The sequence below is a fragment of the Bacillus sp. EB V-12 genome (genome assembly GCF_056158125.1).
The window spans coordinates 128,551-140,888 of the sequence record NZ_JBUXJL010000007.1 but is presented as its reverse complement, the minus strand read 5'-3'; the positions used below and the strand labels follow the sequence as shown (position 1 = coordinate 140,888).

Here is a 12,338-nt window from a genome sequence, read left to right as displayed (position 1 = left end):
CTTTATGAAAAAATGTGTTGTTCTATAACAAAAAACTGTTGACTGAATGCTCACTCATTATATAATGGGGATAGGGGATATAATTCAGAAAATTATATATTTTTGAAGATTCAAAAAAAGAAAGAAGGCTTACAAAGAGAGGGGTAGCATAAAAATGAATAGCTTACTGATCATTAATTGGCTGGCTGCCATTGCTGTTATTGCTTATGCAGGATATTTGTTTGTATATCTTATACGGACGAGAATGGCCTACATACAGTTAGGGAAAAAGATTGAATTTGACCGTCGTTTTAAAGAGCGTTGGGATCTCCTTAAGGTCAATGTTTTCGGTCAGAAAAAGCTGCTGAAAGATAAGAAAAGCGGCATCATTCACGTTATGTTCTTTTACGGATTTATTCTTGTCCAATTTGGAGCAATTGACTTCGTTTGGAAAGGACTCGCACCAGGATCACATCTTCCACTTGGACCACTATACCCTGCATTTACATTCTTCCAGGAAATTGTCACACTTGTTATTTTAATTGCAGTATTTTGGGCTTTTCATAGACGTTATGTAGAAAAGCTTGTTCGTTTAAAACGTAACTTCAAATCAGGTCTTGTTCTTATTTTTATCGGTGGTTTAATGATTTCTGTGCTACTTGGTAACGGTATGGGACTTATATGGCATGGCGAGGAGCTTTCATGGAGTGAACCAATTGCTTCTGCAATCGCTTACGTTTTTAGCGGGATAAATGAAACCGTAGCCATTTCAGTGTTCTATTTTTCTTGGTGGGTGCATTTACTAATTTTGTTAACGTTTTTAGTGTATGTTCCACAATCAAAACATGCGCATTTAATTGCAGGACCAGCTAATGTATTCTTCGGTCGTCTTTCAAACCCAGGGAAGCTTGAAAAGATTGATTTTGAAGATGAAACGCAAGAAACATTTGGTGTTGGTAAAATTGAAGACTTTAGACAAAATCAACTTATTGACTTATACGCTTGTGTAGAGTGTGGCCGTTGTACAAATATGTGTCCGGCAACAGGAACAGGAAAAATGTTATCACCGATGGACTTAATTTTAAAACTTCGCGATCATTTAACTGATAAAGGAGCTGCGGTAACATCAAAAGCACCGTGGGTTCCAGTAGTTGCCTTCAATAATACACAAGGAAATCAGTTAGCGATGATGGCAGCTGGAAAAGGGCAACAAGAATCAGCGTCTACAACGCTCGCTTACGATCCGAGTTTAATCGGAGATGTTATTACAGAAGAAGAGATCTGGGCATGTACAACGTGCCGTAACTGTGAAGATCAATGCCCAGTTATGAATGAGCATGTTGACAAAATTATTGACTTACGTCGATATCTCGTTTTGACTGAAGGAAAAATGGACGCGGAAGCACAACGCGCGATGACAAATATCGAGCGTCAAGGAAATCCGTGGGGGCTGAACCGTAAAGAGCGTGAAACATGGCGCCAAGGTGATGACGAAGTAACAGTTCCAACTGTAAAAGAAAAATCAAAAGCTGGGGAGGAATTCGAGTATTTATTCTGGGTTGGTTCAATGGGATCATACGACAACCGTAGTCAGAAGATTGCGATATCGTTTGCGAAGTTAATGAACGAAGCAGGCATTTCATTCGCAATTCTCGGTAATAAAGAAAAGAATTCTGGAGATACACCACGCCGCCTTGGAAATGAATTTGTATTCCAAGAGATGGCGACAAAGAATATCGAAGAATTTGAAAAGGCAGGAGTGAAGAAAATCGTTACGATTGATCCTCATGCTTATAACACATTTAAAAATGAGTATCCGGACTTTGGCTTGCAAGCAGAAGTCTATCATCATACAGAATTGTTAGCTCAGTGGGTGAAAGAAGGGCGCTTAAAGCCTGTTCACGCTATTGAAGAAACAGTTACGTACCATGATTCCTGTTATTTAGGAAGATACAACGAAGTGTATGAAGCGCCACGTGACATTTTGAAAGCGATTCCTGGAGTGAATCTTGTAGAAATGGCACGTAACCGTGAAACGGGAATGTGCTGTGGCGCAGGTGGTGGCTTAATGTGGATGGAAGAAACAACAGGTTCACGTATTAACGTTGCTCGTACAGAACAAGCATTAGCTGTACAGCCATCCATTATCGGTACAGGTTGTCCATATTGCTTAACGATGATCAGTGATGGAACGAAAGCGAAAGAGGTAGAAGAGAAGGTTCAAACTCTTGATGTGACAGAGATTTTAGAACGATCTGTTATCGGACAGAAAAAAGAAGCGATGTAGTTTGTAAGAATGTATACAACTTTAGAAAGAGGTGCAATGATTGCACCTCTTCTCAACGTAGGGATACCGAGCGAGCGCTCAGTGTTAAAAAATGAAATGGGGGAAAGAAACATGAGTAAAACAGTTATTTTAAGTGCTGCAAGAACACCAGTTGGAAAATTTGGAGGATCTTTAAAAGATGTAAAAGCGGCGGAACTTGGAGGAATTGCAATTAAAGCAGCGCTTGAAAGAGCAAATGTTGCGGCTAGTGATGTTGAAGAAGTTATATTTGGAACGGTTATTCAAGGTGGACAGGGGCAAATTCCATCGCGCCAAGCTGCAAGGGCTGCTGGAATCCCTTGGGAAGTGCAGACGGAAACAGTGAATAAAGTTTGTGCATCAGGACTTCGTGCGGTTACGTTGGCGGATCAGATTATTCGTACTGGCGATCAATCACTAATTGTAGCTGGCGGTATGGAGTCGATGAGTAACAGTCCTTACATTTTACGCGGAGCAAGATGGGGATACAGAATGGGCAATAACGAAGTTGTTGATTTAAACGTTGCTGACGGTTTAACATGTGCATTTTCAGGTACACACATGGGCGTTTATGGCGGAGAAGTTGCGAAGGAAGATGGAATTTCTCGCGAAGCGCAAGATGAATGGGCATATCGTAGCCATCAGCGTGCGGTTTCAGCGCATAAAGAAGGGCGTTTTGAAGAGGAAATCGTGCCAGTAACGATTCCACAAAGAAAAGGCGATCCTATTGTCGTTGCAAAGGATGAGGCGCCACGTGAAGATACAACGATTGAAAAGTTAGCAAAGTTAAAACCTGTATTTGATAAGACAGCGACGGTGACAGCTGGTAATGCGCCGGGACTAAATGATGGTGGTGCCGCACTTGTATTAATGAGCGAAGACAGAGCGAAGCAAGAAGGAAGAAAGCCATTAGCGACAATTTTGGCGCATACAGCAATTGCAGTGGAATCTAAAGATTTCCCAAGAACGCCAGGTTATGCAATTAACGCATTGCTTGAAAAAACAGGCAAGAAAATTGAAGACATCGATTTATTCGAGATTAATGAAGCATTTGCAGCGGTAGCAATTGCAAGTACAGAAATCGCAGGAATTGATCCGGAAAAATTGAATGTAAATGGCGGCGCGGTAGCGATGGGACATCCAATTGGAGCAAGCGGAGCGCGCATTATCGTTACACTAATCCATGCACTTAAGCAGCGCGGCGGCGGAATTGGAATTGCTTCGATTTGTAGCGGTGGCGGTCAAGGGGATGCAGTGATGATTGAAGTTCACTAATTAAAGTTCGAGGGTATAAAATTTATTAACAATTAAGGGGGAAGAAAAAATGGGTGTACAAAACATTGTTGTAATTGGTGCAGGGCAAATGGGATCAGGAATTGCACAAGTATGTGCAATGGCAGGATATGACGTGAAGGTACAAGATTTAAAGCAAGAGCAATTAGATAGAGGATTGGCTATCATTACGAAAAACTTAGCACGCCAAGTAGAAAAAGGACGTATGAAGGAAGAAGAGAAGGAAGCCACATTGAATCGTCTTACAGTAACGCTTGATTTAGATTGTGTGAAAGAAGCGGATCTTATTATTGAAGCAGCTGTTGAGAAAATGGATATTAAAAAGAAAATCTTTGCGAATCTAGATGAAATTGCTCCAGAACACGCAATTTTAGCGACGAATACGTCATCTCTGCCAATTACAGAAATTGCAGCGGTAACGAAGCGTCCGGAAAAAGTAATCGGTATGCACTTTATGAATCCAGTTCCAGTTATGAAGCTTGTTGAAATTATTCGTGGTTTGGCTACCGATGATGCGGTATATGAAGCAATTGAAGATATTACGAAAAAAATTGGGAAAGTACCAGTTGAAGTGAATGATTTCCCAGGTTTTGTATCAAATCGCATTTTGCTACCGATGATTAACGAAGCAATTTATACGTTATATGAAGGTGTAGCGACGAAAGAAGCAATTGATGAAGTCATGAAGCTTGGTATGAACCATCCGATGGGGCCTTTGACACTCGCCGATTTTATCGGTTTAGATACGTGTTTATACATTATGGAAGTGTTGCATGAAGGATTAGGAGATAGTAAATATCGCCCATGTCCGTTATTACGTAAGTATGTGAATGCAGGATGGTTAGGGCGTAAAACAGGTCGTGGATTCTACGTTTACGAATAAATGCCCCCTTTGTTACAACATAGTGGTCTTACCAAATTATTTAAAGGATATATAGCAAATGGAGGCGGAATATATGAACTTTCGTTTTAATGAAGAGCAGCAAATGATGAGGAAAATGGTTCGGGATTTTGCACAGAAGGAAATAGCTCCCTTTGTTCCTAGTATGGAACAAGGGGTGTTCCCGAAAGAGATTTTGCAAAAGATGGGTGAGCTTGGATTAATGGGTATTCCAGCGCCTGCAAAATACGGCGGGGCAGAAATGGACTTTATTTCTTACATTCTAGCAATTGAGGAAATCTCAAAGGTAAGTGCAACAGTTGGTGTAATTTTAGCTGTACATACGTCAGTTGGAATGAATCCGATTTTATATTTTGGAACAGAAGAACAGAAGAAAAAATATGTTTCTAAACTTGCAACCGGGGAATATTTAGGTGCATTTGCTTTAACAGAGCCAAATGCAGGATCAGATGCAGGGAGTTTGAAATCAAGAGCTGTGAAAAAAGGTGATCATTATATTATTAATGGATCGAAAGTGTTTATTACAAATGGTGGTGAAGCAAGTACATACATTGTATTCGCTTCTACAAATCCAGAGGCAGGAAAAAGTGGTATTTCTGCATTTATAGTAGAGAAAGATACACCTGGTTTAATCATTGGAAAAGATGAACATAAGATGGGACTTCTCGGTTCTCGTACAGTACAACTTACTTTTGAAGATATGAAAGTGCCAGCTGAGAATTTACTTGGGGAAGAAGGACAAGGATTCAAAGTGGCGATGGCGAATTTAGATGTTGGGCGAATTGGAATCGGTGCGCAGGCTTTAGGAATTGCTGAAGCGGCGCTTGGCTGTGCAATTGATTATGCAAAAGAAAGAGAGCAATTCGGGAAGCCAATTGCGGCGCAGCAAGGGATTGGCTTCAAGCTTGCAGATATGGCAACAAGTGTCGAGGCAGCAAGGTTACTCGTATATAGAGCGGCATCTCTTAGGGCACAAGGATTACCATGCGGTAAAGAAGCATCTATTGCGAAATTATTTGCTTCTAAGACAGCGGTTGAAGTCGCGATTGAGGCGGTGCAAGTATTTGGTGGTTACGGTTATACGAAAGACTATCCAGTAGAACGATTTTTCCGTGATGCGAAAATTACGCAAATATATGAAGGAACAAGTGAAATACAGAAACTTGTTATTAGCCGTGCTTTATAAAAGGGCGAGGGGGAGACGGAGATGCATTTTAAACTATCAGAAGAACATGAAATGATAAGAAAAATGGTTCGAGATTTTGCTAAAAATGAAGTGGCACCAACAGCAGCTGAGCGTGATGAAGAAGAGCGATTTGATCGAGAGTTATTTGATCAAATGGCAGAGCTTGGTTTAACTGGTATTCCATGGCCTGAAGAGTACGGTGGAATTGGAAGCGATTACTTAGCATACGTAATCGCTATTGAAGAATTATCTCGCGTTTGTGCTTCAACAGGTGTAACACTGTCTGCGCATACTTCACTTGCGGGATGGCCAATTTTTAAATTTGGGACGGAAGAGCAAAAGCAAAAGTTTTTACGGCCGATGGCTGAAGGGAAGAAAATTGGTGCATACGGCTTAACGGAACCAGGATCTGGATCGGATGCTGGTGGAATGAAGACAATCGCAAAGAGAGATGGCGATCATTATATTTTAAATGGATCAAAAATTTTCATTACAAATGGCGGTATTGCTGATATTTATGTTGTTTTTGCGCTAACTGATCCTGAATCGAAGCAGCGCGGTACGAGTGCATTTATTGTAGAAAGTGATACACCGGGATTTTCAGTTGGGAAGAAGGAGAGCAAGCTAGGGATTCGCTCTTCACCAACGACTGAAATTATTTTTGAAGATTGCCGTATTCCTGTAGAGAATCTACTTGGAGGAGAGGGGCAAGGGTTTAAAGTTGCGATGCAAACATTAGATGGAGGTCGTAACGGTATTGCGGCGCAAGCTGTTGGGATTGCACAAGGAGCTTTAGATGCTTCTGTAGAATATGCAAGGGAGCGCCATCAGTTTGGAAAACCAATTGCGGCGCAGCAAGGGATTGGCTTTAAACTTGCGGATATGGCAACAGATGTAGAAGCAGCACGCCTTTTAACATATCAAGCGGCTTGGCTTGAATCAGAAGGGCTTCCGTATGGAAAAGAATCAGCGATGTCAAAAGTATTTGCAGGCGATGCAGCGATGAAGGTGACGACTGAAGCGGTGCAAGTATTTGGTGGTTACGGTTATACGAAAGATTATCCAGTAGAGCGTTATATGCGAGATGCAAAGATTACACAAATATATGAAGGAACACAAGAGATTCAGAGGCTTGTAATTTCTCGTATGTTAACGAAGTAGGAACGAAAGCGTAGGTATTTTCCTACGCTTTTTCCTTCCAAAAAATAATAGAGAGAGGTGAAGAGAATGGTTAAACATAATGTGCATGCATCGGTGAAAGATGAAAAATTAGTTGCGTTAAGACGTGAACAAATGATTAAAGGTGCGGTGCAACTGTTTAAACAAAAAGGATTTCCGCGTACAACAACGAGAGAGATTGCAAAAGCGGCTGGGTTTAGTATAGGGACACTTTATGAGTACATTCGTACCAAAGATGATGTTTTATATTTAGTTTGTGATAGTATATATGAACATGTAAAAGAAAGATTAGAGGAAGTAGTGTGTACAGAAAAAGGGAGTATAGAAAGTTTAAAGATAGCAATAACGAATTACTTTAAAGTGATGGACGAATTACAGGAAGAAGTATTGATAATGTATCAAGAGGTACGCTTTTTACCGAAAGAATCACTTCCGTATGTATTAGAAAAGGAGTTTCAAATGGTAGGAATGTTCGAGAATATTTTAGAACAGTGTACGGAAAATGGAACATTTACATTAAATAAAAAAGAAATACAGCTTCTTGCGCATAATATTTTTATACAAGGACAGATGTGGGGATTTAGACGCTGGGCGCTGCAAAAACTGTATACGCTCGAAGAATATACAGAAATGCAAATTAGGTATGTATTGCAAGGGGCCCATATGCTTCCGAAATAAGGAACAGACAAATTATAATTTTACTACCCTATAAAAGTTTCCCGTTTTTTTTGTAGCATATTTGTGCGACTTTTGTTTATAATGAATAGTATGGATTTTTTTAAGCAGGCCGTTATATATAAGGTTATATTTGATGAAAGGAAGTGCCGCATAAGTGGATTTTAAGCAATATTCACCAGAAGAGCTAAAAGAATGTTCAATGATTGAAGTTGTACATAGCGTTTTAGGGGATAAAAAACAAGCAACGACATTCAACGAGTTGGTTCAAGAAATCGCTCAAGTGCTGGGACTATCTCAAGAGCAAGTTAATGCGAAAATCGCACAATTTTATACAGACTTAAACATCGATGGACGTTTCATTAATTTAGGAGAAAATCGTTGGGGACTACGCAGCTGGTACCCATATGAGCAAATTGATGAAGAAATCTTGCCTCAACCAAAACCGAAGAAGAAACGTAAAGTTGAAGAAGACGGTTTTGACGACTACATTGAAGAAGACGAAGATGACTTCGACGATGCAGACGTAAGTGAAGATGAAGACGATGTAGAAGATTTGGACAAGGTTCTTGAAGAAGAAGACGGAGATGACGACGATCTTGATGATTTAGACGAAGATGACGACGACTTCGCTGAAGAAGAACTTGAGTATGATGAAACTGAAGAAGAAGAAGAGGAAGAACTGTAGTTCTTGACTTTTCATTATCGTCCATGTAGAATCATTTTTGGGCTCTTTAAAAAAGGACGATAATACTTTTAAAGTGTAAATATAAAAGAAAATTGCTCCCTACTTATTACTTTTTGTGATGAGGGGAGCAATTTTCTTTTTTGTTTTTTGTTTAGAAAATAAAAAGAGTCTAACAATAAGATGGATACAGTGTTATCTACATACGTTGCGCTTTGCAACGGTGATTATATAACAGCAAAATAGAAGGGAGCTTTTTCATGACTAAGTATATTTTTGTAACAGGCGGTGTAGTATCGTCTTTAGGAAAAGGTATTACAGCAGCATCTCTTGGAAGACTTTTAAAAAATCGTGGTTTAAACGTAACGATTCAAAAGTTTGATCCATACATTAACGTAGACCCAGGGACTATGAGCCCATACCAACACGGTGAGGTATTCGTAACAGATGATGGCGCTGAAACTGACTTAGACCTTGGTCACTATGAGCGTTTCATCGACATTAACTTAAACAAATACAGCAACGTAACAACAGGTAAAATTTACTCTTCAGTTCTTCAAAAAGAGCGTCGCGGTGAATATTTAGGAGGAACAGTTCAAGTTATTCCTCACATTACTAACGAAATTAAAGAGCGCGTATATCGTTCTGGCCGTGAAACAAATGCGGATGTTGTTATTACAGAAATCGGTGGAACTGTTGGTGATATCGAGTCTCTACCATTCTTAGAAGCAATCCGTCAAATTAAGAGCGACATCGGTCGTGACAATGTAATGTACATTCACTGTACGTTAATCCCGTACTTAAAAGCAGCGGGTGAAATGAAGACAAAACCAACACAACATAGTGTTAAAGAACTTCGTAGCTTAGGTATTCAACCAAACATTATCGTTGTTCGTACAGAAATGCCTGTTTCTCAAGATATGAAAGACAAGCTTGCATTATTCTGTGACATCGATACAAAAGCAGTTATCGAAGCTCGCGATGCAGATACTTTATATGCGGTTCCATTATCTCTTCAAGAACAAAACATGGACCAAATCGTTTGTGATCACTTAAAATTAGACAATCCAGCTGCAGATATGACAGAGTGGACTGCGCTAGTTAACAAAGTGCGTAATCTTTCTAAGAAAACAAAAATCGCTCTTGTTGGTAAATATGTAGAACTTCAAGATGCTTATATTTCTGTTGTAGAAGCACTTCGTCATGCTGGTTACTCATTCGACACAGATGTAGAAGTAAAATGGGTAAATGCTGAGCATGTAACAGCAGAAAACGTAAAAGAATTAGTTGGCGATACAGATGGTATCCTTGTACCAGGTGGCTTCGGCGATCGTGGTGTAGAAGGTAAAATCGTTGCGATTCAATATGCTCGTGAAAACAAAGTTCCATTCTTAGGAATTTGCTTAGGTATGCAACTTGCATCAATCGAATTCGCACGTAATGTATTAGGTTTAGAAGGTGCTAACTCTTCTGAAATCAACCCTGACACACCATATGCAATCATCGACTTATTACCAGAACAAAAAGATGTAGAGGACCTAGGTGGTACACTTCGTCTTGGTCTATACCCATGTAAGCTTGCTGAAGAAACAAATGCTTACAATGCTTATAATGAGCCGGTTGTATATGAGCGTCATCGTCATCGTTATGAGTTCAACAACCAGTTCCGTCCTGATATGGAAAAAGAAGGATTTGTATTCTCTGGTACAAGCCCAGACGGCCGTCTAGTTGAAATCATTGAATTAAAAGACCACCCTTGGTTCGTGGCAGCACAGTTCCACCCAGAACTTGTTTCTCGTCCAAACCGTCCACAACCATTGTTCCATGACTTCGTAAGAGCTTCTATTACGAATAAAGAGAGCAAGTAATAAAAAAAGCGCCTGAAATAAGGCGCTTTTTTTAATATTCATTTAACATTTCATCGATTGTAAATTTGATTCCGTGATAAGCAAATAAAGCTACCATTAAACTTGGGAATCCGTAGCGATTACCTTCATCGTCTGGAATAAGACCTTTTAACAGTTTTGTATCAATATGTACGTCTGTATATCGTTCGAGTGATTCCGTACCTTCTTGAAGAGCAGAAATGCCGACAATAGAGTGTCCCTCTTCTTGTAGTTTTTTTGCAATTTCTACAACCGCTTCATCTGTTGAAAAACGGCTAATAAGAAGTACACGATCTGCAGAAGTTACTTCTACTTCTTTACCATTTTCAAATAAGCGTTTTGCTTGCTTCATTGGTTCAGCACCGAATAGTGCCTCGGCAACAACGCCCTCCATTTCATTTGTACCATGTAAATAAATGAAACCATCGCCAACTAGTGCTTGAGCAAGTAAACGAGCGCTATCTTCTATATTCATTTCTTCTTTTTGAGAAACTCTGGAGAAATAACCACTTAATTGAGTTGAAAAAATTTTTAACATAATGTTACTCCCTTCGTACGTGTTTGCCGGCTTTCATTATAATTTATTTTTTTAGAAAGGTGAAATCGTAGGGTAGCATAACAAAATAGGAAACGGTAAAATAAGAAAGAATAGGAAGGAATTTGCCAAAGAATAGCGAAAATAAATCGTTAAGATATAAGAAGCTTTAAATCTTGTACTTACACAGAAAGGTTGGGAATTATGGAAGGTAAAATTTTAATCGTTGATGATCAATATGGGATTCGTGTGTTATTACATGAAGTGTTCCAAAAAGAAGGTTATCAGACATTCCAAGCAGCGAATGGATTTCAAGCTTTAGATATCGTGAAAAAAGATAATCCAGATTTAGTAGTGTTAGATATGAAAATTCCAGGCATGGATGGTATAGAGATTTTAAAGCATGTAAAAGAAATTGATGAGAGTATTAAAGTAATTTTAATGACTGCTTATGGAGAGCTTGATATGATCCAAGAAGCAAAAGATTTAGGAGCTTTAATGCATTTTGCTAAACCATTTGATATTGATGAAATTCGTCAAGCTGTGAGAAATGAGCTCGCTGTAGAGGCGTAAAAATGAATTTTTTATAAAAAATATGGAAAAAAGCGTTTACATGGACTATTGTGCAGGTGAATACGGTTGAGTTTTTGAGTACAAGTTGTTATCCTATTGAGTGTAGAAAAAAGTCCGGTATGTAGATATACATATTTTACCTTATTCTGGTCATACTACCAGCGATAAGAACTTATCGGATACAAAAAACGTTTTTTAGGAGGATTCACCATGCCTTTAGTTTCTATGAAAGAAATGCTAAACAAAGCACTAGAAGGAAAATACGCAGTTGGTCAATTCAACATGAACAACTTAGAGTGGACTCAAGCTATCTTAGCTGCTGCGGAAGAAGAAAAATCTCCTGTAATCCTAGGTGTATCTGAGGGTGCAGCTCGTCATATGACTGGTTTCAAAACAGTTGTAGCTATGGTTAAAGCTTTAATCGAAGAAATGAACATCACTGTTCCTGTAGCGATTCACCTTGACCATGGTTCAAGCTTCGAAAAATGTAAAGAAGCAATTGATGCAGGTTTCACATCTGTAATGATCGACGCTTCTCACCACCCATTCGAAGAAAACGTTGAAACTACTAAACAAGTAGTAGAATACGCACACGCTCGTAACGTATCTGTTGAAGCTGAGCTTGGAACAGTTGGCGGACAAGAAGACGACGTAATCGCTGAAGGCGTAATTTACGCTGACCCAGCAGAGTGTAAGCACCTTGTTGAAGCAACAGGTATCGATTGCCTAGCTCCAGCTTTAGGTTCTGTACACGGTCCTTACAAAGGTGAGCCTAACTTAGGATTCGCTGAAATGGAACAAGTTCGTGACTTCACTGGCGTACCTTTAGTATTACATGGTGGTACTGGTATCCCAACTGCTGATATCGAAAAAGCTATCTCTTTAGGTACTTCAAAAATCAACGTAAACACTGAGAACCAAATCGAGTTTACAAAAGCTGTTCGTGAAGTATTAAACAAAGACCAAGAAGTTTACGATCCTCGTAAATTTATCGGACCTGGCCGCGACGCTATCAAAGCAACTGTTATTGGTAAAATTCGCGAATTCGGTTCTAACGGTAAAGCGTAAGAATAAAATTCCGTTTTGGAAACCGTCTAGTCTTTTAGACGGTTTCCTTTCGTTGTATAATGAAAGCGTGAAC

Annotated in this window: 11 protein-coding genes; 10 read left to right on the top strand and 1 reads right to left on the bottom strand. The window is 39.4% G+C overall.

The genetic code is table 11. The features are described from left to right. The first annotated feature begins 154 nt into the window (after positions 1-154). From ACZDYH_RS21075 to pyrG, 8 genes are all read left to right on the top strand, one after another. A complete protein-coding gene (locus tag ACZDYH_RS21075; RefSeq protein WP_001086776.1) occupies positions 155-2,266 on the top strand; it encodes a (Fe-S)-binding protein in 2,112 nt (703 codons plus the stop codon). Positions 2,267-2,275: 9 nt separating this feature from the next. Further along, on the top strand, positions 2,276-3,559 hold the full coding sequence (locus tag ACZDYH_RS21070; RefSeq protein ID WP_002025101.1) for an acetyl-CoA C-acetyltransferase: 1,284 nt from the start codon (positions 2,276-2,278) through the stop codon (positions 3,557-3,559). Between the two features lie 49 nt (positions 3,560-3,608). Next, positions 3,609-4,460 carry a 3-hydroxybutyryl-CoA dehydrogenase gene (locus tag ACZDYH_RS21065; RefSeq protein WP_000538874.1) on the top strand — a complete coding sequence of 284 codons (852 nt, stop codon included), beginning with the start codon at positions 3,609-3,611 and terminating at the stop codon, positions 4,458-4,460. A 73-nt stretch (positions 4,461-4,533) separates the two neighbouring features. Then, positions 4,534-5,664, top strand: coding sequence for an acyl-CoA dehydrogenase (locus tag ACZDYH_RS21060; protein ID WP_001011179.1), 1,131 nt, complete (start codon positions 4,534-4,536; stop codon positions 5,662-5,664). Between the two features lie 21 nt (positions 5,665-5,685). Further along, a complete protein-coding gene (gene acdA / locus ACZDYH_RS21055) occupies positions 5,686-6,825 on the top strand; it encodes an acyl-CoA dehydrogenase AcdA (RefSeq protein ID WP_049107313.1) in 1,140 nt (379 codons plus the stop codon). 66 nt (positions 6,826-6,891) lie between these two features. Further along, on the top strand, positions 6,892-7,521 hold the full coding sequence (locus ACZDYH_RS21050) for a TetR/AcrR family transcriptional regulator (protein ID WP_000238599.1): 630 nt from the start codon (positions 6,892-6,894) through the stop codon (positions 7,519-7,521). A gap of 154 nt (positions 7,522-7,675) precedes the next feature. Continuing rightward, the gene (rpoE, locus tag ACZDYH_RS21045) at positions 7,676-8,206 is read left to right on the top strand and encodes a DNA-directed RNA polymerase subunit delta (RefSeq protein ID WP_000346280.1); all 531 of its coding nucleotides are present in this window, start codon (positions 7,676-7,678) and stop codon (positions 8,204-8,206) included. A 257-nt stretch (positions 8,207-8,463) separates the two neighbouring features. Next, a complete protein-coding gene (pyrG, locus tag ACZDYH_RS21040) occupies positions 8,464-10,071 on the top strand; it encodes a CTP synthase (RefSeq protein ID WP_000170460.1) in 1,608 nt (535 codons plus the stop codon). Positions 10,072-10,102: 31 nt separating this feature from the next. Here pyrG and ACZDYH_RS21035 read toward each other — a convergent pair whose 3' ends face one another. Next, complete coding sequence (locus ACZDYH_RS21035) at positions 10,103-10,627, bottom strand: DUF2529 domain-containing protein (protein ID WP_139848937.1); 525 nt, start codon at positions 10,625-10,627, stop codon at positions 10,103-10,105. Positions 10,628-10,828: 201 nt separating this feature from the next. On the opposite strand from ACZDYH_RS21035, the gene spo0F reads away from it, so the two are divergent. Continuing rightward, on the top strand, positions 10,829-11,197 hold the full coding sequence (spo0F, locus tag ACZDYH_RS21030; protein ID WP_000398594.1) for a sporulation initiation phosphotransferase Spo0F: 369 nt from the start codon (positions 10,829-10,831) through the stop codon (positions 11,195-11,197). 210 nt (positions 11,198-11,407) lie between these two features. Further along, complete coding sequence (locus tag ACZDYH_RS21025; RefSeq protein WP_001131855.1) at positions 11,408-12,265, top strand: class II fructose-bisphosphate aldolase; 858 nt, start codon at positions 11,408-11,410, stop codon at positions 12,263-12,265. Positions 12,266-12,338 lie beyond the last annotated feature (73 nt).

Coding starts and splice junctions, on each gene's coding strand:
- ACZDYH_RS21035 (WP_139848937.1), bottom strand. CDS start 10,627: ATGTTAAAAATTTTTTCAACTCAATTAAGTGGTTATTTCTCCAGAGTT.
- ACZDYH_RS21025 (WP_001131855.1), top strand. CDS start 11,408: ATGCCTTTAGTTTCTATGAAAGAAATGCTAAACAAAGCACTAGAAGGA.
- acdA (WP_049107313.1), top strand. CDS start 5,686: ATGCATTTTAAACTATCAGAAGAACATGAAATGATAAGAAAAATGGTT.
- ACZDYH_RS21075 (WP_001086776.1), top strand. CDS start 155: ATGAATAGCTTACTGATCATTAATTGGCTGGCTGCCATTGCTGTTATT.
- ACZDYH_RS21050 (WP_000238599.1), top strand. CDS start 6,892: ATGGTTAAACATAATGTGCATGCATCGGTGAAAGATGAAAAATTAGTT.
- spo0F (WP_000398594.1), top strand. CDS start 10,829: ATGGAAGGTAAAATTTTAATCGTTGATGATCAATATGGGATTCGTGTG.
- pyrG (WP_000170460.1), top strand. CDS start 8,464: ATGACTAAGTATATTTTTGTAACAGGCGGTGTAGTATCGTCTTTAGGA.
- ACZDYH_RS21060 (WP_001011179.1), top strand. CDS start 4,534: ATGAACTTTCGTTTTAATGAAGAGCAGCAAATGATGAGGAAAATGGTT.
- ACZDYH_RS21070 (WP_002025101.1), top strand. CDS start 2,276: ATGTATACAACTTTAGAAAGAGGTGCAATGATTGCACCTCTTCTCAAC.
- ACZDYH_RS21065 (WP_000538874.1), top strand. CDS start 3,609: ATGGGTGTACAAAACATTGTTGTAATTGGTGCAGGGCAAATGGGATCA.